This window comes from Streptomyces sp. NPDC050534 (assembly GCF_044457745.1).
Classification (GTDB): Bacteria; Actinomycetota; Actinomycetes; order Streptomycetales; family Streptomycetaceae; genus Streptomyces.
On record NZ_JBITHF010000017.1, the window covers coordinates 102,360 to 123,062 of the forward strand.

Below are 20,703 nucleotides of genomic sequence, written 5' to 3' on the forward strand. Positions count from 1 at the left end.
CTCCATGAATGTCGTCCTGCGCGCGGTCCACGACAGTGATCTGCCGGTCTTCTACCGGCAGATGAACGATCCGGAGGCCCAGCTGATGGCGGCCTTCACCCCCGAGGACCCGGCCGACTGGGCCGCCTTCCAGTCGCTGTGGCAGAAGATCCGGTCCTCCGGCGACGTCGCGCGGACGATCCTGGCCGACGGTGACGTCGTCGGCAGCGCGTCGGTGTACGGGAATCCGGGCGAGCGCGAGGTCACGTACTGGGTGGACCGCGCGTACTGGGGTCGCGGCGTGGCCACCGCCGCACTGCGGGAGCTGCTGGCCGAGGTGCGCGAGCGCCCGCTCTACGCGCGCGCGGCGGCGGACAACACCAGGTCGCGGCGCGTCCTGGAGAAGTGCGGGTTCAAGGTGCGCGCACAGGCGTCGGGGTACGCGAACGCGCGCGGCGTCGAGATCGAAGAAGTGGTGCTGACGCTGGACGGATGAGCTCCGGGGCCGGTGTTCTCCACCCACAGGCGGAGCCGGATCGTCGCCGGGCAGGACGCGGGCCCCGGCCTCCGTACGCGACGGTGGCCCCATGGTGCAGGGGAAGCGGTCCGGGTGAGGGGGTTCGCCCGGGTGCTGTTCGGGCGGCGGGCGCGGCTGCGGTGGGTCCATCTGATCCTCGGTGGCGCGCTCGCCATGCCGTACGTCCTCGTCGGCGCGACCGCCGTCGGCCCGGTCACCGGATCGCAGGACGTCCTGACGGACATCTGGCTCCAACTCCTGTCCTTCGCCGTGGGGTTGCCCCTTGCCGCCGTCACCTCCCTGTTCCCGCTGACACGGCCGCTGGAGGCGAGCGCCGTGCGGTGGCTGTGCGGAGTGGACACGGACCGGCTCGTCCACGACCCCGCCCGCGGCCGCGCGGCGAAGGGGCGCACGGCGGCCTGGTTCACGCTGCACCTCGGGTGCGGCGGTGTGATCGCCGGGATGTCGCTGGCCGTGCCGCCCTTCGCGGCCGTACTGATCGCGCTGCCGCTGGTCGCGTGGCTGGACGACGGCCGGCTCGGCCTGCCCGAAGTCCTCGGCCACCCCTGGGCGTTGGCGCTGTCGCCCGTCGTCGGCGCCGCCTGCCTGGTCGCGCTCGCGGGCTGCGCGGCCGCGGCCGGTGCCCTCCTCGCGCACGGGGCGCCGCGTCTGCTCGGGCCGAGCCCGGAGGACCGGCTCGCGGCTGCCGAGGCCCGGGCCGCCGGCCTCGCCGTCCGCAACCGGCTCGCACGCGAGCTGCACGACTCCGTCGGCCACGCGCTCAGCGCCGTCACCCTCCAGGCGGGCGCGGCGCGCCGCGTCCTCGACAGCGACCCGGAGTTCGTCCGCGCGGCGCTCGCCGCGATCGAGGACACCGCCCGGCGCACGGTCGGCGAACTCGACGCGGTGCTGGGCGTGTTGCGCGACGGCGACTCTCCCGGCACCGGCCCGGCGCCCACCCTCGACGCCGACCTCGACGGCCTCCTGCGCCGCGTCCGCGCCGGTGGACTGCGGGTGACCGCCACCGTCGCCACCGACCCCGCGGGCTTGCCGCCCGTCCTGTCCCGGGAGGCCTACCGCATCGTCCAGGAGGGCCTGAGCAACGCGCTCAGGCACGCCGACGGCGGGGCGCGCGTGGCGCTGCGGATCACGGAGGCCCGCGGCCACCTGGACATCGCCGTCGACAATCCGCTCGGCACTCCCGCCCCCTGCCGCCCCGGCGGCGGCCACGGGCTGCGCGGCATCGCGGACCGGAGCCGGCTGCTGGGCGGCACGGCCGAGGCAGGCCCGGCGGCGGACGGCACCTGGCGCCTGCGGGCACGTCTGCCCCTGAAGGGGCCCGTACGACCGGAAGGACCCGTATGACCGGCTCCCCCGTCCGCATCGTCCTCGCCGACGACGAGCACCTGGTGCGCAGCGCGCTGCGGGCCATCCTGTCCGCCGAGCCGGATCTGGAGGTGGTCGGTGAGGCGGCGACCGGCGCGGAGGCGGTGGCCGTCGTGCGCGCGGTGCGCCCCGATGTCGTGCTGATGGACGTCCGGATGCCGGAGATCGACGGGATCCGTGCCACCGAGCGGATCCTCGGCACGCTCGACGGACCGCCGCGGATCGTCGTCGTGACGACCTTCGAGAACGACTCCTATGTCTACGACGCCTTGCGCGTGGGGGCCGCCGGCTTCCTGCTCAAGCGGGCCGACGCCGATGTGCTCGTGCAGACGGTACGGCTCGTCGCCCGCAGTGACAGCCTGCTGTTCCCGTCGGCCGTGCGGGCGCTGGCCGAGGAGCACGCGCGTGTGTTCGCCGCGCCGCCGCCCTGGGTGGCGAGGCTCACCGGCCGGGAGAGCGAGGTGCTGCGGCACATGGCGGACGGCCTGACGAACGCGGAGATCGCGCGCCGCATGGGGGTCGGTCCCGCCACCGTGAAGTCGCACGTCGCGGCGGTGCTGGCGAAGACCGGCACCCGGGACCGCACCCAGGCGGTGATCGCGGCCTACGAGGCCGGCTTCATGAGCGCCCGATGAGAAATCGGGCCGGAAGGGAACGATCCGCTCGGTTCCGGTCGTCATCCAGAGCGGGATGAACAAGACGATCAGGCGGGCCTCCGTCTTCACGCTGCTGCTCGTTCTCGCTCTGCTGGCCAGGGCGACCTGGGTGCAGTTCTACGACGCCAAGGCCCTCGCGGACGACAAGAACAACCGGCGCAACGCGATCAAGACGTACGCGGAGCCGCTCGGGAACGTCATCGTGGGCGGCCGGTCGGTGACCGGTTCGGCGGCGACGAAGAACGGCGACCTGAAGTACAAGCGCACGTACAAGGACGGCGCGCTGTACGCGGCGGTGACGGGCTACGCCTCGCAGGCCTACGCCCCGACCCAGCTCGAGGGCATCTACCAGGACCTGCTCGACGGCACGGACACCCGCCTCGGCACCCTGATGGACACGGTCACCGGCAAGCGCGCCGATCCGGGCGACGTGGTCACGACGATCGATCCGGACGTGCAGAAGGCGGCCTACGACGCGCTCGGCGAGAAGAAGGGCGCGGCCGTCGCGATCGACCCGAAGACCGGCAGGATCCTCGCGGTCGTGTCCACGCCGTCGTACGACCCGTCGACCCTGACCGACGCCAACACCGCGGGCACCGCCTGGAAGAAGCTCAACGCCGACCGGGACAAGCCGCTGACCAACCGCGCGCTGCGCCAGCCGCTCCCGCCGGGCTCGACGTTCAAACTGGTCGTCGCGGCCGCCGCGCTGGAGGACGGGCTGTACTCCACGGTCGATCAGAAGACCAAGAGCCCGGACCCGTACACCCTGCCCGGCACCACCACCGGCCTGTCCAACGAGAATCCGAGCGCGCCCTGCGAGAACGCCTCGATCCGCACCGCGCTGCAGTACTCCTGCAACAACGTCTTCGCGAAGATGGCCGTCGACCTCGGCCAGGACAAGGTGCGGGCGATGGCGGAGAAGTTCGGCTTCAACGACACGAAGCAGGACGTGCCGGTGCGCGCCTACACCAGCGTCTACCCCTCGGACATGGACCGCTCCTCCACCGCCCTGACCGGCATCGGCCAGTACGACGTCACGGCGACCCCGCTCCAGATGGCCATGGTGTCCGCGGCCATCGTCGACGGCGGCAGGCTGCGGTCGCCGCACATGGTCTCCCAGATCACCGACAGCGGCGGCGACGTGCTGAAGAACTACGACGACGGCACGAGCACGAAGCAGATCGTCAGCTCCTCGACCGCCGGGCAGCTCCAGTCGGCGATGCAGACGGTCGTGGAGGACGGCACGGGCACCAACGCGCAGATCCCGGGCGTGACCGTGGGCGGCAAGACCGGCACGGCCCAGCACGGCGAGAAGAACAGCAAGACGCCGTACGCCTGGTTCACCTCCTACGGCAAGGCGGGCGGCAAGGAGGTCGCCGTTGCCGTCGTCGTCGAGCAGTCGGACGCGGCCCGCTCGGAGGTCAGCGGAAACGGGCTGGCCGCCCCCGTGGCCAAGGCCGTGATGGAGGCGGCACTGAAGAACTGAGCGGCCCGGGCGCCTACTTCACGCCGAGGATCTGCTCCACCGGATCGATCGCGAAGTACACCAGGAACAGCACCGACACGCCCCACAGCAGCCAGTGCACCTCCTTGGCCTTGCCGAGGACCGACTTGATGACGACGTAGGCGAGGAAGCCGGCGCCGATACCGTCCGTGATCGAGTAGGTGAACGGCATCGTGGCGATCGTCAGGAACGCCGGGATGGCGATCTCGTAGCGGTCCCAGTCGATGTGCTTGACGTGGGTCATCATCAGGAAGCCGACCGCGATCAGCGCGGGCGCGGCGGCCTGGAGCGGGACGATCGTGAGCAGCGGGGTGAGGAAGAGCGCGAGCCCGAACAGGCCGCCCGTGATCAGGTTGGCGAACCCGGTGCGGGCGCCCTCGCCGACGCCGGCCGCGGACTCGATGTAGGCGGTGTTGGAGGAGGCCGAGCCCACTCCGCCGGCCACGGCCGCGGCGCCGTCGATGAAGAGCACGCGGCCGATGCCCGGCACCTGCCCCTTGTCGTCGAGCAGTCCGGCCTCGGCGCTGATGCCGACGATGGTGCCCATCGCGTCGAAGAAGTCCGACAGGATCAGGGTGAACACCAGCAGCACCGCGGTGAGGACACCGGCCTTCGCGAAGCCGCCGAACAGGCTGAAGTGACCGATGAGTCCGAAGTCGGGCGTGGAGACGATCTTGTCGGGCACGTGCGGGGTGGTCAGGCCCCAGCTCTTGATGTCCGCGATCGCGTCGATGACGATCGCGACGACCGTCATCGTCACGATGCTGATCAGGATCGCGCCCTTCACCTTGCGCGCGAGCAGCGCGATGGTGAGCAGCACGCCGACGCAGAAGACCAGTACGGGCCAGCCGGTGAGCCGCCCGACGGCACCGAGCTGCACCGGCACGGTGGTGTCGGCGGCGTCCGGGATGCGGCTGACGAAGCCCGCGTCGACGAAGCCGATGAAGGCGATGAACAGCCCGATGCCCACGCCGATGGCCTGCTTGAGCTGCTGCGGGATGGCGTCCATGATCGCCTTGCGCAGCCCGGTGACCACCAGGATGCAGATCACGATGCCCTCGAGGACGACCAGGCCCATCGCGTCGGGCCAGCTCATGATCGGGGCGAGCTGGAAGGCGACGACGGCGTTGAGGCCGAGGCCCGCCGCGATGGCGAGCGGCAGATTGCCGCCCACGCCCATGATCACCGTCATCACGCAGGCCACCAGAGCGGTGGCGGTGACGAGTTGACCGGTGTCGAGGGTGTGGCCGAACTTGTCCTTCGCGCTGCCCAGGATGATGGGATTCAGGACAAGGATGTAGGCCATCGTGAAGAACGTGGCGAAGCCGCCGCGTATCTCCCGGCCGAAGGTGGATCCCCGCTCGGAGATCCTGAAGTACCGGTTGACTCCGTTCGCCGCTGGTGGTGCGGCACTCGGCCGGTCGGCCGTCGTCTCGGTGTCGGTCATGGCGGGTGCTCCTCGTGGGCGGACGGATCAGTGTGCGGATGCTGGCTGGATTGTTCCCCCCTTGAACAGGTTTCAGGTTTTCCCCGTGTTACGGAATGTCATCTTCATGACATACGCAGGGAGGTCCGTCCCGTGGGCACTGTCGTCGACGACGCGGCCTCCGCGGAGTTTCACGCCTTCTTCGAGCGTCACTACGCCGAACTGTCCCGTATAACCCATCTGCTGACCGGCGAGGCGGACGCCGCCGACGATCTCGCGGCCGACGCGCTGCTCGCACTGTGGCACCGCTGGGACCGGGTGCGCACGGCCGACCACCCCGTCGCCTACGCCCGCGGAGTCGTCGCCAACCTGGCCCGCACCCGGATCCGCAGCGCGGTGCGCGAACGCCGGCGGATCTCGCTGTTCTGGTCGCAGGGCGAGGAGAGGACCGAGAACCCCGACATCGCGGGCGTCGTCGACGTGCAGGAGGCCCTGCGCAGGCTGCCGTTCAGGAAGCGGGCGTGCGTGGTGCTGCGGCACGCCTTCGACCTGTCGGAGAAGGACACCGCCCTCGCCCTGGGTGTCTCCGTGGGTACGGTGAAGTCCCAGACGTCCAAGGGGATGGCCGAGTTGCAGCGGATGCTGGGCGCCGAGGACGAGCCCCAGATGGTGCACGCGGCGATGGCGCGCGGCGGCCGGACCGGAGGAGCGGACCGATGAGGCGCCTGGACGCGCACGACGAGCTGCGCGCCCGGCTGCACGAGGCGGCCGACGCGCACGAGCCGGACCGGCACGGCATGCTGGCCCGGATCGAGCGGGGCATGGGCGGGCACGGCCGCGCCGGCCGGCGGGAGACGGGTCCGCCGGTGTGGGGCTGGGCCCGGGTGGCGGGTGCCACGGCCGCGGTCGCCGGGATGCTCGCGGCCGGCGGTTACGCCGTGGCGTCCGCGGTGAGGGACGACGCGCCCCCGCAGCGGCAGACGGTCGCGGTCTCCCCGACGCCCGCGCCGTCACCGGACACGACGAGCCGCGCGCCCGCACCGCCCGTGGATCCGGCGCCGACACCCACATCGCCGTCGGGCACGGCACCGAGGGCGCACCACGGAGCGAGCGGCACCCCCTCGACGGAGCCTCCCGCCTCCGCGCCGCCGTCCGCCACCGGCGCGAAGGACGGCCCGCTGTGGTCGGACGGCTCGGTGGACCCGCACAGCAACGACTTCTGGGCACAGAGCGACCTCACCCTGCGGACCGGCCGGCAACTCACCGCCCTCACCGTGCGGTTGAAGATCGCCCAGACCGGCGGCGTCAGCTCGGCCGGCGCCTGGCGCTCCCTGCCCGAGCAGGACTTCGACCTCACAGTCGGCGAGCGGAACGGCTTCCTCGTCTACACCTGGGTACTCAAGGAGGGCCGTACGGTTCCCCAGGGCGAGTGGGTGTTCGCCGGGCAGTACGACCACTGGCGCGGCGGCCGGGACGCCGGGGGCGACGGCTACACCGTCACGGCCACGGCGGACGGCAGGCAGCGCACGGTGGGCGGCGGCTTCGCGGGCGGTACGGCAGATGCGGGCGGCAATGCAGATGCGGGCGGCTCGTAAAAATGTTGAGAGCGCGGCAACCGTTTCCCCGGCGGCGGCGACTTGAAAGCATACGGACCTGTCGGCCCGAGCCCCCCTCGGCCGGCAGCCGCCGATCGAGCCCCCCTCGTCGGCGACAGAGCGCCCCCGCCGGTGACGACCGGCGGGGGCGCTTCGCGGTCGAAGGGGCGCGGGATACGCGTCGACCGGCTGTGGTTCGCCGCGGACGGTACCCTTCAGCCCGTCGAGCCGGCCCTGGAGCCGGACCGCCCTCCGCGGGGGCTCAGCCGACGAAGTACGTCGGGTTCGGCAGCTTGTACTTCTGGTCGGCGTAGCCGCCGTCGAGGTCCGAGTACTGGTCGCCGAAGTTGGCGATGATCTCGTACCCGAGGTCCTGCTCGATGTGCTTGCGGGTGCCCGACTTGTACTGCACGGTCGTGCACGTCCAGGCGCCCGGGGTGGCGCACGAGCTCAGGTAGGACGGCGGGTTGGCCGCGTCCTTGAGGAACATGTGGCCGGCGTCGAGGTTGACGTCCGCGCCGACCTTCTTCAGGTTCTCCACGGCGGCCGCGCGCTGCGCCTCGCTGAGGCCCGAGTTGTAGAAGACCTCGACGCCCTTCTTCTCGGCGTACTGCACGAGTTCGGGGCTGCCGAAGACCTCCGGCCGGTCGGCCTTGTTCACGTACGCGGCCCAAGTGGCCGAGTTGTACGTGTAGTTGTACCGCTTCTCGTAGTCGAGGCTGAGCAGCAGCGTGTCGTCGACGTCGAAGACGACTGCGGGCTTCTCGCCGTGGTGGCGGGCCTTGCGCGCCGCCTTGTCGATGTACTGCCTGGCCGCGGAGTCGATACGCGCCAGGTCCTTGGCGTACGGGCTCGTCGGCGACGCCTGGTACACGCCGTCGGCGTCCGCCGCCGTGCCGTAGTAGGTGTCGATGTCCTTCACCAGGAGCCCGATGTTGTAGGGCTCGTGGGTGGAGTTGGCCGTGGACTGTCCTGCCGTGGCCGCACCGGCGCCGTAGAGAGCGCCGCCGGAGAGGGCACACGCTGCGGCGATCGCCGCGATACGCAGTGGCTTATGCATGACAGGTTTCTACGCGCGTCACGCTGCTGGGCGCGAGCCCCGTTGCCCGATCGATATCTCCAAGTCGGGTAAAAAACGGGTCAAGCGCCCCGGACCGGAAAGCTCCGGTTTCAGTTCATCGTCGCGCCGATGGTGGTGCTGCCCGTCGTCAGGAACGTGGTCGTGGGCAGCGTGCCGCCGGCGCCGCGTGCGGTGTACGTACTGCTCGCGTCCGTCGACCTGAAGGCCGGCGTCGAGACCCCTGAGTCCCAGTTGTTGCCGGCCGAGGTGACCGAGGAGCCCTTGGTGACCGGGCCGCTGCCGTTGCCGACGGCGAGGTTCTTGCCGAGCCGGGCGGAGCTGGTGGCGAAGTAGTACCCCCGGTTGCCGTTGGCGTAGGCCGTGGTGCGGTTGACGACGATCGCGCCGGTGTTGGAGTTCTCGGTGAAGCCGTTGCCCGCGTTGCCCCAGGCGGCCGAGTTGTTGACGACGTGTGCGACCACCTCGCCGTCCCCGCCCAGCTTGTAGCCGTTGCCGTCGCCGGCGAAGGCCGGGTCGGACCAGCGGTTGACGCCGTTGCCGAAGGACCAGGTGTGCTCGACGGTGACCGGCGAGGAGAAGGACCAGAAGTCGATGCCGTCGTCGGAGTTGTTGTAGAGCCGGGCGCCGGTGACCAGGTTCCCGCTGCCCGAGCCGAACTTGACGGCGATCCCGTCGGCGTTCTCACCGTGCTCGGCGGCGTCGTAGTTGCCGTACGAGTCGATGTTCCTGACCGTGTTGTTCACGGTGCCGTCCCCGGTGAGCGTGAAGCCGGAGTCGCCGCCGTCGATGGTCTTGATGTCGTTCCAGTTGGTGCCGGTGCAGGACTGGCAGACGACCGCGCTGTCCGGGGAGTTCTGGAAGGTCATGTCGGAGACGTTCCAGTAGTCGGCGGTCAGCTTGAAGATCCAGTCGCCGGCGGGGAGGTTCGAGCCGTCGATCTTCACGGTCTCGGAGCCGTACGCGGTGAGCGTGATCGGCGACGAGGAGGTGCCGTCGGCCGTGGACTGCAGGGTGGCCGTCGGGTAGTAGGTGCCGCCGCGGACCCGGATGACGGTGCCTGCGGTGGCGTTCTTGATGGCGCTGGCCAGGTCGGCCGTGTTGCTGACGACCACGGTGGCGGCCTCGGCCTGGGTGGGTAACGCGGCCAGGCCGGCGCCCGCGGTGACGACGGCGAGGGCGGTGAGGGAGCTCCTGATGCGTCGCATGGGGGTACAAGTCCCTTCCTTGGTGGGGGTGTTCACAGGACGGAGTCGAGCGGGAGACCCGAACGGCGCGCGGTTCGGCGTAGGCGGCGTGGACGCCCTGGACGGTGAAGAGGGACCCACCGGGTCACGGGTGTTCATACGGCCTCCAGTCCCGGAGGTAGGCCCGCGGGGTGTGCGCGGTCGCCTCCTCGGCCGTCAGCTGCGGCCGGTTCTCCGGCGCGGAGATCACCGCGCCCGGCCCCGAGTTGCGGTACTCGCGAAAGCGCATGGACTGCCAGGGGGAGGCGTCGCGCATGGTGGTGTACGGCGCCACCGGGTCGATGCCGGGGCCGATCCAGGTGTCCCGGACGACCAGGGACGGCCAGGCCGTCGTCTCGTACGAGGGCACCCAGGGGCGGGCCAGCTTGTACGCCCCGTCCTCGGCGCCGGAGGTGACGCGGGAGCGGACGGCGAGGATGCCGTGCGGGTTGGCGCGTGCGGTGGAGGGGGCGAGGACCATGCCCTTGGGGGTGAAGTCCACGTCTCGCCGGAGGGTGTGGAAGCGGCACTCCTCGAACACCGCGGTCGCCCGCCCGAAGACGAAGTCGACGTCGCCCTCGATGTGGCAGTGGCGGAAGTACTGCCGGTCGAAGGTGCCGAGCGCGGTCGTGTCGGCGAAGAGGGTGTCCTGGTGGGCCAGCAGCCGGACGTTCTCGAAGCGGGTGCGGTCGCCGTAGGTGTAGGCGGCCACCGCCTGGGTGCCGGTGATGTCCGGGTGGTCGGCGCGCAGCCAGTCGTTGGCGACGGTCAGGTCGCGGACGGTCAGCCCGGGCGCCGCCGAGGTCAGGGTGGCGGAGCCCGCGGTGCCGTAGGTCGTTCCGTCGGGCTTGACCGTGCCGGCCGCGTGGTCGAAGACGATGACGGTGGCGCGCGGGTCCCGTCCGGCGCCTCGGATCGTCAACTCCGCTTTCTCCACAGGGACGTTCACCACCTCGCGATACGTCCCCGGGTGCACGACGATCGTCGCGCCGGGCGCGTCGGCCGCGTCCACGGCCGCCTGTACGGAGTCGCCGGGGCGGACGTGCAGGACGTGGCGGGCGCCGGCGGACGCGGGCCCGGTGCCGAACGCGGTCAGACCTGCGGTGAGGCCCGCCAGGACGGTGCGGCGGCGCATGTCAGCAGGTCTCCTTCCAAGGCGCCCAGTCGCCGAGATAGGCGGCCCGGGTCGCCGACTCGGCCTGTTCGGGGGTGAGTTGGGGCCTGTTCTCGGGGACGGGGATCACGGCGCCCGGGCCGGTGTTGCGGTACTCGGCGAACCGCTGGTCCTGCCACGGATAGGCGTCCGACATGTTGGTGTAGGGAGCGCTCGCGTCGATGCCGGAGCCGAGGCGGGTGTCGCGGACGACGAGGCTCGGGCGGGCCGTGGTGTCCGAGCTGGGCACCCAGGGACGGGCCAGCTTGTAGGCCGCGTCCGGGGCCTCGCTGCTCACGCCGCACCGGGTCACCAGGTAGCCGCGCGGGTTGGCGCCCGCCGTGGAGGGCGCGAAGACGAAGCCGTACGGGGCGGCGGCCAGGTCGGTGCGGTCCAGGGTGCGGAAGTGGCACTGCTCGTAGACCGCCGTCGCGCGCCCGAAGACGAAGTCGACGTCGCCCTCGGCGTAGCAGTGGGCGTAGTACTGGCGGGCGAAGGTGCCGAGCGCCGTGGTGTCGGCGTACAGGGTGTCCTGGTGGCCGAGGAAGCGGCAGTGGGTGAAGGCGCTGCGGTCGCCCTGCACCTTGATCGCCACCGCCTGCGTCCCGCCGGTGCCGGGGTGGTCGGCGCGCAGCCAGTCGTTGGCGAAGGTGATCCAGCGGGCCGTGAAGCCGTCCGCCTGCACGGTGGTGGTGGCGGATCCGGTCGTGCCGTAGGTGCCGCCGCCCGGCTTGGCGGTGCCGGCCGCGCGGTCGTACACGATCACGACGTCGCGGGGGTCCTCCGAGGCGCCGATCCAGGTCGCCTCGGTGCGGGTGGTGTCGAGCGCGACCGTCTGCCGGTAGGTGCCGGGCGCGAGGACCAGGGTCCAGCCGCTGCCGGCCGCCGCGGTGACGGCGGCCTGGACGGTGGTGAAGTCGCCGCGCGCGTGCGGGTCGACGTAGAGCGTCGTGGGGGTGAGGCGGCGCTCCGGGGAGCCGAAGCGGCCGAACGGGCGCGGGCGGACGGCGGCCCGCGCGGGCCCGGAGGCGGCGCCGAGCGCGACGGCCGCGCCGGCGCCCGCGGCGAGGAAACCCCGTCTGGACAGGGGGAGTCGGGGGTGGGGCGAGGGCATGCGGGTGCTCCTTCGCGGTGCGGTGCGGCGTGATGCGGTGCGGTGCGGTGCGTCAGGAGGGTGGCCGGGGCGGGGCGCGCCCCGGCCGGGAGGGCGTCAGTGCAGGCGGCCGGCGCCCGCGCCGTGGTCGACGATCCGCGGTACGGCCTTCACCGCGTCGACCTTCGTGCGCAGGGTGGGCGTCCAGCCCGCGCCCGACCGCAGGACCTCCGTGGGCACTTCAGCGTTGTGGACGGCGATCAGATCGGTCGGCACGCCGTTGACGCAGTTGTCGTCGGCGGTCAGCGGCGAGTCGTTCCAGCGCTTGAGGATCTTCCCGGCACCGATCCCGTCCGGCAGCGTGAACGCGTTGTGCTGCGCCACGAGTTGGGACTCCATGCCGACGCCGTAGCTGTAGCCGTAGCCGTCCTTCGCCACGAAGTGGTTGTTGTAGGAGTCGACCTGCCCGAAGCGCACGCGCGGGGCCCGCTCCACCAGGTTCGAGAACAGGTTGTGGTGGAAGGTGACCTTGAGGTGGCCGCGGTCGACGGCGGCCGTGGAGGCGCTGTCGCTGTTGCCGATCAGGATCGTCTTGTCGTGGTCCGCGAAGACGTTCCAGGAGGCCGTGACGTAGTCGGCGCCCTTGACGATGTCGAGCTCGCCGTCGTGCTGCTCGTAGATCCGCCCGAAGTAGGACGGCAGCGTGCTGTCGGGGTGGTCGCCGTCGGTGAACGTGTCGTGGTCCATCCACACGTGGGTGGAGCCGTAGACCACCGCGCTGTCGTACTCGGAGTTCCAGTTGCCGTCGGCGGTGTCGGTGGGGTCCCACTGCGGGAAGCAGTCCAGGGGGCTCTCGAAGCTCAGGTTGCGCACGATGACGTTGTCGACGCCCTTGATCTGCAGGCTGGCGCCCTTGAAGCCGGCGTCCCTGCCCACGCCGATGATGGTGGTGTTGGCGGGGACCGCGGCCTTGATGTAGGCGTCCTGGCCGGCGGCGGAGGCACGGCGCAGGCCCTCGGGGCTGTCGTCGGGCTCGCCGTCCAGGTTCTTGTCGCGGCCCCACACCGCGGGGTCGTACGCGGCCAGATAGGCGTCGAAGTCGTAGCCCGGCGCCTGGAACGAGGCGCAGCTCGGCCCGTCGGCGTCGATGGCCCCCTTCACCTTGATGATCTTCGGTGCGCTGCCGCCGTCGGCGAGGGCCGCCTTGAAGCCGTCCCAGTCGGTGACGGTGTACACGTGCGCGGCGTCGGCCGCCGCGCCGCCGGTGGTGCCGGTGCCGTAGGAGGCCCAGCCGTCGTTGGCGCCCAGCACCTGCCGGGCGGTGTCGCGGGGCTGGGGGTGCGCGGCTGCCGTCCCCGTCACGCCGAGCACCAGGGCGGTGCAGCCCACGATCGACGCTATGACGCGGCCATGACATATCTGTGTACGCACTGTGCGGCTCTCCTTGGTTACGCGACCGGGGCGGCTGTCGCCTCGGGCCAGGTGATCCAGGACGTCGGGATGTCGTCGTGCAGCCGGACGACGTCCCGCGGCGCGAGCACCCGGGTGCGGAGCAACTCCCGCGCCACGAGCCGCGCCACGGCGATCGCGCCCGGCGGATTGAAGTGCGTGTTGTCCTGCTCGGTGGCGGTCCAGTTGAAGTAGACCTTCGTCTCCTCGACGCCGAGTTCCTGCCAGAGCGCGAGCGACAGGGCCTCGATGTCGAGCAGCGCCACCCGCTCCCGCTCGGCGAGCGCGCGCATCGCCGCCGGGTAGTCGCCATGGGTCGGCACGGCGTTGCCGTCCGCGTCGAACCTGCGGCGCTCGACGGGTGTGGCGAGCACGGGCCGGGCGCCGTGCGCCCGCGCGCCGTCGACGTACCGCTGCAGGTAGTCCTGGTACGTCGTCCACGGCTCGGTGTAGCGGGCCGGGTCCTCGCTCTTCTCGTCGTTGTGCGCGAACTGGACGAGGAGCAGGTCCCCCGGCCGGATCAGGGCGAGGATCGCGTCGAGCCGGCCCTCGTCGACGAAGCTCTTCGAACTCCGCCCGTTCACCGCGTGGTTGGCGACGACGAGATCCTCGCGGAGAAAGAACGGGAGTGCCATGCCCCACCCCGTCTCGGGAGCGGCGTCGGCGTATTTCTGGGCGGCGGTGGAGTCGCCGGCGATGTGGAGCGTGCGGCGGCGCCGCGCTGCTTGCGCGGTACCGGCGCCCGCGAGGGCGAGGGGAACGGCTGCGGCAAAGGCCGCGGTGACCTGTCTTCGGGTAAGGGACAACACCCTGCACCTTTCGGGCTTTTGGCTTGTGTCCTTTGTCTTTCAGGGGCGCGGGGAACTGCGCGACCGGCCACGACCGACCGGCAGTCCCCCACAACGGCGACCACAGAAAACCTCAGTGGTTCTGCTTCCAATCGGCCTGCGCCTTGTTCAGCTGATCGGCCAGCAGATTCAGGAAGTCCTTCACGCTCATCTTCCCGAGCAGCACCTTCTGGAAGTTCGGCTCGTTGTCGGCCTTGGAGATCGTGTTCCAGTCCGGCAGGTAGTACGGCAACTGCACGATCTTCGTGCCGTCCCCGTTCAGCGCGGCGGCGGCCAGCTTCGTGGGCTCCGCCTTCTGGATCCAGGCGTCGCCCGCGGCGTCCGTGTTCGCGGGGATCTGCCCGGCGGACTCGTTGAACTTGGAGTTCTCCTCGTGCGAGAGGGCGAACTCGATGAACTTCCAGGCCGCAGCCTTGTTCTTGCTGGACTTGAACAGGCTCAGCCCGTCGACCGGGTTGGAGATCTGCACGCGCGTGCCGTCGGCCTGCGTCGGGTTCGGCAGACCCCGGAACTTCTGCGCGCCCAGGGCCTTCAGATGGTCCTGGTACGAACCGAGGTTGTGGCTCAGCATTCCGATGGTGCCGCTGTCCCACTGGGCGACCATCTTGGTGAAGTCGTTGTTGACGTCGGCGGACGGGGTGTCCTTCTTGTAGAGCGCGACGTACTTCTCCAACGCGGCCACGTTCTTGGGGTCGTTGACCGTCGTCCTGTCGCCGTTCCAGAACGACGTGATCCCGCTCTGGCTGTACGCCGCGTCCAGCGCCGGGGCGATCGAACCCTCACCGCCGCGGATGGTGAACCCGAACTCGTTCTTGCCCTTGTTCGTCAGCTTGTCGGCGGCCGCGTAGAACTTGTCCCACGTCGTCGGCGCGTCCAGGCCTGCCTTCTTGAACAGGTCGGTGCGGTACCACAGGGTGCCGTTGTTCGACGACGTCGGGATCTGGTAGAGCTGGTCGCCGCCGCCCGCGGCCTTGCTGCTCTCCACCAGGTTCTGGTTGAGCTTGCCCTTCAGCGGGCTCTTGGCCAGCCGGCCGTCCAGCGGCTCCAGCGCGCCCTGCACCCCGACCTCGGCGAGCATCGCGGTGCCCACGCCGCCGACGTCCGGCAGTCCGCCGCCCTGGATGGCGGTGTCGTACTTGGACTGGGCGCTCGCGGCGGGAATGCCGACGTAGTTGACCTTGATGTCCGGGTTCTTCTTCTCGAAGTCGGCGATGATCTCCTTCCATATGTCGGTGCGGACACCGCCGTTGTTGTCCCAGAAGGTGATCTGGCCCTTGCCGGAGCCCTCGTTGCCCTTGTCCCCCGCGCTTCCGCTGCCGTCGTCGCCGCAGGCGGTGGCGGTCAGCGCGAGCACGGAGCCCAGGGCGACGGCGACGGCCGCGCGCCTGCTTCTGCGGATGCTGCTCTTCATTGGTCGGCTCTCTTCTTGTGGACGGACGGACATACGAAGTCGTGGGGGGGTCGCCGCTACAGGGAGTTGATCCCGAAGTGCGTGAAGGTTGCCGCGCCGGCGTGGCCCGTCCCGACGGGTGCGAGCGCGAACAGGCCGAGCAGGGCGCCGACCCAGCGCCAGGGCGTGGCGGCGAAGACGGGGCCGGAGGGGCGCGGGCCGTCCCCGGCGTCGTAGGAGAAGCGGCAGCGGGCGCCGGGTCCGATCTCGATCCGCAGCCGTACGCGGCCCTCCGGGGCGAGCCGCGCGGGGGCGGCGTCCCGTTCCCTCTCGGCGCCCGCCTCGGCGAACCGGTGCACGAGGTGGACCGTCCCGTCGGTCCCCCGCTGCAGCCCGATCCAGCGGAACGCGTCGCCCAGCACCGCAAGACCGGCCCGCGCTCCCGGCTCCTCGCTGTGCAGCCTGAGCTCCACCTCGACCGCGGACGGCGTGCCGGGCAGCCGCTGGGTGAGGACGTTCGGGAGCCGGCGCAGGTCGTCCACGTCCGGCGAGCGGACGCAGGTCAGCCGCAGGCCGTCGCCGGAGTGCTGGGTGGCCCAGCCGTCCTGCGGGTTGGCGGTCCACGACCACTGGCGGCCGAAGCGCCCGCCGGGGAAGTCGTCGTCGGTCGCGGGCGCGGCGGCCGGCTGCGGCGGCAGGTCCGGCCTCTCGTGCTCGGCGACAGGAGCGCCGTCGTCCCCGAGCACCGGCCAGCCGTCCGGGTCCCAGCGCATCGGCTGAAGATGCACGACCCGGCCGTACGCGCCCCGCTGCTGGAAGTGCAGGAACCAGTCCTCGCCGGACGGGGTGCGCACCCAGCCGCCCTGGTGCGGGCCGTTGACGTCGGTGTCCATCTGCTCCAGCACGATCCGCTCCTCGTACGGCCCGAAGAAGCCGCGCGAGCGGAAGACGCCCTGCCAGCCCGTCTCCACTCCCCCGGCGGGGGCGAGGATCCAGAACCAGCCGTCGTGCCGGTAGAGCTTGGGGCCTTCGAGCGTGAACCAGCCGGGGATGCGGTCCCCGTCCACGATCACCTTGCCCTCGTCGAGAAGCCCGGTGCCGTCGGGGTGCATCCGGTGTCCGGTGAGGCGGTTCTTCACGCCGGAGCGGGACTTGGCCCAGGCGTGCACGAGATAGGCCTCGCCGGTCTCCTCGTCCCACAGGGGGCTCGGGTCGATGAGCCCCTTGCCGGCCTTGACCAGGTGCGGGCGGGTCCAAGGGCCGCGTATCTCCGGGGCGTTGACCTGGAAGAGGCCCTGATCCGGGTCGCCCCAGAAGATCCAGAACCGGTCGTCGTGGTGCCGGATCGAGGGGGCCCAGACCCCGCAGTCGTGGCGCGGGGTGCCGAACTCGGCCGCGGGTTCAAGGTGTTGCAGGGCATGGCCGACCAGCCTCCAGCCGACCAGGTCGCGGGAGTGCAGCAGCGGCAGCCCGGGCGCGCGGCCGAAGCTGGAGGCGGTGAGGTAGAAGTCGTCGCCCACGCGGACCACGTCCGGGTCGGACCAGTCGGCGTTCAGGACCGGATTGGTGTACGTCGTCACCGGCTCACCGCCTTGCGGACCAGCGCCGCCGCCTCGTCGCGGCTCAGCGGGCCGTCGGCCACGACGGTCACCACGCGCCGTACGACGGTGCCGCCCGGCTCGATCGGCAGCCGTTCGGCGCACGCCAGCGACGAGCCCACGCCCGGGTATTCGGCGGTGCGCACGAACCACGGGTCCTGCCGGGTGGCGTCCGTGGCGCCGGCGAAGACCAGGGTCCAGCCGGCGCCGGCGAGGGCGAGCCAGTCGGCCCGGGAGCCGTGCACCCGCTCCTCGCCCTCGTGGTCCGCGGTGAAGACGTGCGGCGCCTCGCGCTCCTTGCGGGCCCGCCAGAAGAAGCCGCCGTAGGCCGCGCCGGGGCGCCCGTTGGTGGCCGGGCTGCCGATGGAGAGCAGTCCGGAGGTCACGTTCGTCAGGGAGAAGGTGAAGTCCAGCGCCCAGGCGGTGTCGGTGAGTTCGCCGGCCGCCACCGTACGGCGCTCGCGCAGCAGTTCCGCGCCCGAGGCCACCCAGCGCAGTTCCTCCACGAAGCCGTCGGGGTCCCGCAGCTGGAAGGAGCTGTGGCGCTGGGCGCCGTGGTTGTCCAGCTCGGCCGGGCCCTGGTCGCGGACGAACGTGCGCCCGCCCCAGAAGTTGTGCCCCTCGACGTCGGGAACGGCGACACCGACGCCGAGGTGGTGGGGGTGGTCGGCGGGGCTCAGCTCGGTGACCGCCGTTCCCGCCAGGGTGGTGACGGGGTGCAGATACGGTCGCGGGGAGAGCCGGGCCGGCAGCTCGGGCCGGGTGACGTAGCGGCCGACCGGGCGGCCCGCGACGCGCAGGACAGGCGAGTCGATCGTCGTCATCAGGTACTCACCTCTTTCGGTAGGGCCCAGGTGGCGCCGAGTTCGGAGTAGAGGGCGAGCGTGTCGGCCGAGGCGGCGACGAGGCCGTCGATGCCGGGGACGGCCCTGCGGCCCTCGCCGGGGACCAGATGCCAGGCGTCGTCCGGCAGCGGGACGGGATCGGGGGCCTGCCGGATCGCTTCGACGACCCTCATGAAGGCGCCGGTCGAGGCGGGGGTGACCAGCAGTGCGGTGCCGTCGGTGAGGTGGCCGGCCAGGTTCTCCAGCAGGTCGGTGCGGGCGTAGTCGTACTCCTCGGGGCCGTGGCCGGCGCGCTGGAGCAGGACGCGGTCCTGCTTGTACCAGAAGGTGATCCGGCCGCTGGTGCCGTGCACCACGACGTACGGCTCGTCGGGGTCCTCGGCGCACAGGGTCGCGGCGACGGTGACCTGGACGCCCCGGGTGGTGGTGACGCGGACGCAGGAGGTGTCGTCGGACTCGATGTCGTTGGCCCGCAGCAGCTCCAGCTCGATGCCGGTGACGTCCTCCGCGAGGGTGGTGCCGTTCAGGGCGAGGGCGGTCGCGACGGCGTGCGCGAGCGGGTTGGTGAGCACGCCGTCGATGACGTCGACGCCGTTCAGGTGCCGCCTGCCCGCCCAGGGAGCGCGCCGGTAGTAGGACTCGGGCCGCGCCCAGGCGCCCGCCCCGCCGATGCCGACGACCTCGCCGACCGCACCCTCGGCGACCAGCTCGCGGATCGCGGGGACGGCCCGCGAGCCCAGCGACTGGAAGCCGATCTGGCAGGCGACGCCCGCCTCGGCGATCCCGTCGGCCATCCGGCGGAACTCGGCGTACGAGGGCGCGGGCGGCTTCTCCAGCAGGAGGCTGACGCCCCTGCGGGCGGCCGTGAGCGCCAGGTCGGCGTGGGTCGGGATCGGCGTGCAGATCACCGCGATCCGTGCGCCGGTGGAGTCGAGGAGCGCGCCGAAGTCGGCGGACTGCTCGGGCGTGCCGAGTCCTTCGGGGATCTCGTCGGCGGTCAGCGGGGTCAGCTCGCAGATCCCGGCGAGGCGCACGACGCCCTGGTCCTGGAGCCGGCGGATGTTGTCCAGGTGCCAACGGCCGTGGCCGCGGGCGCCCGCCAGCACGACGGGTACGCCCCTCATCCCTTCACCGCCCCCGCGCTGAAGCCGGTGATCAGCCACTTCTGGATGAAGGCGAACACGATCACTACGGGTACGGCCGCGATGATGCCGCCCGCGGCGAGCGCGCCGAGGTCGACGCTGTCCGCGCTCATCAGGGTGTTGAGGCCGACGGGGATGGTCTGCTTGCCCTGGTCGCTGAGGAACATCAGGGCGAAGAGGAAGTGGTTCCAGGCGTGCACGAAGGCGAAGGAACCGACGGCGATCAACCCGGGCCGCAGCAGCGGGAGTACGACGATACGGAAGGCGGTGAACCGGTTGCAGCCGTCGACCCAGGCGGCCTCCTCCAGGGAGTACGGGACGTTCCGGATGAACCCGCTGATCAGGATCATCGACAGCGGCAGCTGGAAGACGGTCTCGGCGAGGATGACGCTGCCGAGCGAGTTGATCATCCGCAGCTTGGCGAAGATCTCGAACAGCGGCACCAGGAGCAGCGCGCCCGGCACGAACTGCGTGCAGAGCAGGGCCAGCATGAAGCCCTTCTTGAGCCGGAAGTCGAACCGGGCGAGGGCGTAGCCGCCGGCCAGCGCGACCAGCGTCGTCATCACCAGGGTGGCGAGGCCGACGAGCACGCTGTTCTGGAAGTAGGTGCCGAAGGCCCGCTCGTTCCAGACCTTCTCGAAGTGGTCGAAGGTCATCGGCCAGGGCACGAGCGAGGTCGAGCCGGCCGGGCGGAGCGCGAAGAGCAGGATCCAGTAGAAGGGGACGAGGGTGAAGAGCAGATAGAGGGCGAGCGGGAGGTAGACGTGCCAACGGGGGACCTCGTCCCAGGCGGGGCGCTTCTTCCTCGGCCGGGCGGGCGTGGAGGCCACACGCTCCGGCGCGGGTGCGATCTCGGTGATCACTTCTCGCCTCCGAACTTGCTCAGCCGCAGGTAGACGATCGAGCAGAAGAGCAGGATCACGAACGCCACCGTCGTCAGGGCGGACGCGTAGCCGAAGTTGTGTGCGTCGACACTGGTGTTGGCGATGTAGAGCGGGAGGGTCGTCGTCTCTCCCGCGGGTCCGCCGCCGGTGAGCGTGTAGAGCAGGTCGACGTTGTTGAACTCCCACACCGCGCGCAGCAGGGTCGACAGGACGATCGCGTCCTTCAGGTGCGGCAGCGTGATGTGCCAGAACTGCTTGAGGCGGCTCGCCCCGTCGACCTCGGCGGCCTCGTACAGGTCCTTCGACACGGACTGGAGGTCGGCGAGGATGAGGATCGCGAAGAAGGGGACGCCGCGCCACAGGTCGGCGACGATCGCCGCGGGGAAGACGGTCGAGGTGTCCGAGAGCCAGCTGGTGCCGTACGAGCCGATGCCCGCGTCGGCGAGGTAACGGGTGATGCCCGTCTGGGAGTTGTAGAGCAGCACCCAGATCGCGGAGGTCAGCACGCCGGAGACGGCCCACGGGGAGAAGACCAGCGCCCGGCCCAGCGCCCGCCCCGCGAAGGTCTGGTTGACGATCAGCGCGAGCGCGAGGCCGAAGAGCAGTTGCAGGCCGACCTCGACGAAGACCCACTTGGCGCTGAAGGTCAGCGTGTCCCAGAACTGCGGGTCCCTGGTGAAGATCTCGGTGAAGTTGCCGAGGCCCGCGAAGCCGTTGCGCCACGGCTTGGTGGGGTTGTAGTTCTGCAGGCTGTAGTAGAAGACGCTGAGGACCGGATAGGCGATGAAGCCCAGCATCAGCAGGGCGGCCGGTGCGATCAGCAGGTACGGGAGCCTGCGTGGCGTGGCGGAGGCACGGCGCCGCCGGGCCGGCGCGGGCGGTTTCGCCACGGCTGCGGCTTGGGCCATGACTTTCTCCGTTCGCTTGCGGTGGG

The 20,703-nt window shown here is 71.2% G+C and carries 19 protein-coding genes; 6 read left to right on the forward strand and 13 right to left on the reverse strand.

What is annotated here, in order from left to right; genetic code table 11:
* Positions 1-4 precede the first annotated feature (4 nt).
* From ACIBN2_RS40485 to ACIBN2_RS40500, 4 genes are all read left to right on the forward strand, one after another.
* Complete coding sequence (locus ACIBN2_RS40485) at positions 5-475, forward strand: GNAT family N-acetyltransferase (RefSeq protein WP_399142356.1); 471 nt, start codon at positions 5-7, stop codon at positions 473-475.
* 114 nt (positions 476-589) lie between these two features.
* Positions 590-1,861: a sensor histidine kinase gene (locus ACIBN2_RS40490; RefSeq protein WP_399142358.1), complete on the forward strand. Its 1,272-nt coding sequence runs from the start codon at positions 590-592 to the stop codon at positions 1,859-1,861.
* Complete coding sequence (locus ACIBN2_RS40495) at positions 1,858-2,517, forward strand: response regulator (RefSeq protein WP_399142360.1); 660 nt, start codon at positions 1,858-1,860, stop codon at positions 2,515-2,517. The genes ACIBN2_RS40490 and ACIBN2_RS40495 overlap by 4 nt, the downstream gene beginning before the upstream one ends.
* 55 nt (positions 2,518-2,572) lie before the next feature.
* The gene (locus tag ACIBN2_RS40500; RefSeq protein WP_399142361.1) at positions 2,573-4,024 is read left to right on the forward strand and encodes a peptidoglycan D,D-transpeptidase FtsI family protein; all 1,452 of its coding nucleotides are present in this window, start codon (positions 2,573-2,575) and stop codon (positions 4,022-4,024) included.
* Positions 4,025-4,037: 13 nt separating this feature from the next.
* On the opposite strand, the gene ACIBN2_RS40505 is transcribed toward ACIBN2_RS40500, so the two are convergent.
* The gene (locus ACIBN2_RS40505) at positions 4,038-5,489 is read right to left on the reverse strand and encodes an NCS2 family permease (RefSeq protein WP_399142363.1); all 1,452 of its coding nucleotides are present in this window, start codon (positions 5,487-5,489) and stop codon (positions 4,038-4,040) included.
* A 132-nt stretch (positions 5,490-5,621) separates the two neighbouring features.
* On the opposite strand from ACIBN2_RS40505, the gene ACIBN2_RS40510 reads away from it, so the two are divergent.
* Positions 5,622-6,188: a SigE family RNA polymerase sigma factor gene (locus ACIBN2_RS40510; RefSeq protein WP_399142364.1), complete on the forward strand. Its 567-nt coding sequence runs from the start codon at positions 5,622-5,624 to the stop codon at positions 6,186-6,188.
* Positions 6,185-7,063, forward strand: coding sequence for a hypothetical protein (locus ACIBN2_RS40515; protein WP_399142366.1), 879 nt, complete (start codon positions 6,185-6,187; stop codon positions 7,061-7,063). The genes ACIBN2_RS40510 and ACIBN2_RS40515 overlap by 4 nt, the downstream gene beginning before the upstream one ends.
* 262 nt (positions 7,064-7,325) lie before the next feature.
* Here the strand turns inward: ACIBN2_RS40515 and ACIBN2_RS40520 are convergent, their stop codons facing one another.
* The 12 genes from ACIBN2_RS40520 to ACIBN2_RS40575 all read right to left on the reverse strand — a co-directional run bounded on the left by ACIBN2_RS40520 (position 7,326) and on the right by ACIBN2_RS40575 (position 20,677).
* On the reverse strand, positions 7,326-8,123 hold the full coding sequence (locus ACIBN2_RS40520) for an HAD family acid phosphatase (protein WP_399142368.1): 798 nt from the start codon (positions 8,121-8,123) through the stop codon (positions 7,326-7,328).
* Positions 8,124-8,233: 110 nt separating this feature from the next.
* Positions 8,234-9,349, reverse strand: a complete 1,116-nt coding sequence (locus tag ACIBN2_RS40525) for a chondroitinase-B domain-containing protein (protein ID WP_399142369.1) — start codon at positions 9,347-9,349, stop codon at positions 8,234-8,236.
* 124 nt (positions 9,350-9,473) lie between these two features.
* Complete coding sequence (locus ACIBN2_RS40530; protein ID WP_399142371.1) at positions 9,474-10,502, reverse strand: pectinesterase family protein; 1,029 nt, start codon at positions 10,500-10,502, stop codon at positions 9,474-9,476.
* A 1-nt stretch (position 10,503) separates the two neighbouring features.
* Positions 10,504-11,634, reverse strand: coding sequence for a pectinesterase family protein (locus ACIBN2_RS40535; RefSeq protein ID WP_399142373.1), 1,131 nt, complete (start codon positions 11,632-11,634; stop codon positions 10,504-10,506).
* 96 nt (positions 11,635-11,730) lie between these two features.
* On the reverse strand, positions 11,731-13,044 hold the full coding sequence (locus tag ACIBN2_RS40540; RefSeq protein WP_399142375.1) for a polysaccharide lyase family 1 protein: 1,314 nt from the start codon (positions 13,042-13,044) through the stop codon (positions 11,731-11,733).
* 17 nt (positions 13,045-13,061) lie between these two features.
* Positions 13,062-13,868: a rhamnogalacturonan acetylesterase gene (locus ACIBN2_RS40545; protein WP_399142377.1), complete on the reverse strand. Its 807-nt coding sequence runs from the start codon at positions 13,866-13,868 to the stop codon at positions 13,062-13,064.
* Positions 13,869-13,983: 115 nt separating this feature from the next.
* Positions 13,984-15,321 carry an ABC transporter substrate-binding protein gene (locus tag ACIBN2_RS40550; protein WP_399142379.1) on the reverse strand — a complete coding sequence of 446 codons (1,338 nt, stop codon included), beginning with the start codon at positions 15,319-15,321 and terminating at the stop codon, positions 13,984-13,986.
* A 56-nt stretch (positions 15,322-15,377) separates the two neighbouring features.
* Positions 15,378-16,880 carry a family 43 glycosylhydrolase gene (locus ACIBN2_RS40555; protein ID WP_399142381.1) on the reverse strand — a complete coding sequence of 501 codons (1,503 nt, stop codon included), beginning with the start codon at positions 16,878-16,880 and terminating at the stop codon, positions 15,378-15,380.
* Positions 16,877-17,722 (reverse strand): PmoA family protein, encoded by an 846-nt coding sequence (locus ACIBN2_RS40560; protein ID WP_399142383.1) that lies wholly within the window; start codon positions 17,720-17,722, stop codon positions 16,877-16,879. The genes ACIBN2_RS40555 and ACIBN2_RS40560 overlap by 4 nt, the downstream gene beginning before the upstream one ends.
* Complete coding sequence (locus ACIBN2_RS40565; RefSeq protein WP_399142384.1) at positions 17,722-18,867, reverse strand: Gfo/Idh/MocA family protein; 1,146 nt, start codon at positions 18,865-18,867, stop codon at positions 17,722-17,724. The genes ACIBN2_RS40560 and ACIBN2_RS40565 overlap by 1 nt, the downstream gene beginning before the upstream one ends.
* The gene (locus ACIBN2_RS40570) at positions 18,864-19,748 is read right to left on the reverse strand and encodes a carbohydrate ABC transporter permease (RefSeq protein ID WP_399142386.1); all 885 of its coding nucleotides are present in this window, start codon (positions 19,746-19,748) and stop codon (positions 18,864-18,866) included. The genes ACIBN2_RS40565 and ACIBN2_RS40570 overlap by 4 nt, the downstream gene beginning before the upstream one ends.
* Entirely contained in the window at positions 19,745-20,677 is a 933-nt protein-coding gene (locus ACIBN2_RS40575; protein ID WP_399142388.1) for a carbohydrate ABC transporter permease, read from the reverse strand. The genes ACIBN2_RS40570 and ACIBN2_RS40575 overlap by 4 nt, the downstream gene beginning before the upstream one ends.
* Positions 20,678-20,703: the final 26 nt, after the last annotated feature.

Coding starts and splice junctions, on each gene's coding strand:
- ACIBN2_RS40485 (WP_399142356.1), top strand. CDS start 5: ATGAATGTCGTCCTGCGCGCGGTCCACGACAGTGATCTGCCGGTCTTC.
- ACIBN2_RS40495 (WP_399142360.1), top strand. CDS start 1,858: ATGACCGGCTCCCCCGTCCGCATCGTCCTCGCCGACGACGAGCACCTG.
- ACIBN2_RS40500 (WP_399142361.1), top strand. CDS start 2,573: ATGAACAAGACGATCAGGCGGGCCTCCGTCTTCACGCTGCTGCTCGTT.
- ACIBN2_RS40505 (WP_399142363.1), bottom strand. CDS start 5,489: ATGACCGACACCGAGACGACGGCCGACCGGCCGAGTGCCGCACCACCA.
- ACIBN2_RS40515 (WP_399142366.1), top strand. CDS start 6,185: ATGAGGCGCCTGGACGCGCACGACGAGCTGCGCGCCCGGCTGCACGAG.
- ACIBN2_RS40520 (WP_399142368.1), bottom strand. CDS start 8,123: ATGCATAAGCCACTGCGTATCGCGGCGATCGCCGCAGCGTGTGCCCTC.
- ACIBN2_RS40525 (WP_399142369.1), bottom strand. CDS start 9,349: ATGCGACGCATCAGGAGCTCCCTCACCGCCCTCGCCGTCGTCACCGCG.
- ACIBN2_RS40530 (WP_399142371.1), bottom strand. CDS start 10,502: ATGCGCCGCCGCACCGTCCTGGCGGGCCTCACCGCAGGTCTGACCGCG.
- ACIBN2_RS40535 (WP_399142373.1), bottom strand. CDS start 11,634: ATGCCCTCGCCCCACCCCCGACTCCCCCTGTCCAGACGGGGTTTCCTC.
- ACIBN2_RS40550 (WP_399142379.1), bottom strand. CDS start 15,321: ATGAAGAGCAGCATCCGCAGAAGCAGGCGCGCGGCCGTCGCCGTCGCC.
- ACIBN2_RS40560 (WP_399142383.1), bottom strand. CDS start 17,722: ATGACGACGATCGACTCGCCTGTCCTGCGCGTCGCGGGCCGCCCGGTC.
- ACIBN2_RS40565 (WP_399142384.1), bottom strand. CDS start 18,867: ATGAGGGGCGTACCCGTCGTGCTGGCGGGCGCCCGCGGCCACGGCCGT.
- ACIBN2_RS40575 (WP_399142388.1), bottom strand. CDS start 20,677: ATGGCCCAAGCCGCAGCCGTGGCGAAACCGCCCGCGCCGGCCCGGCGG.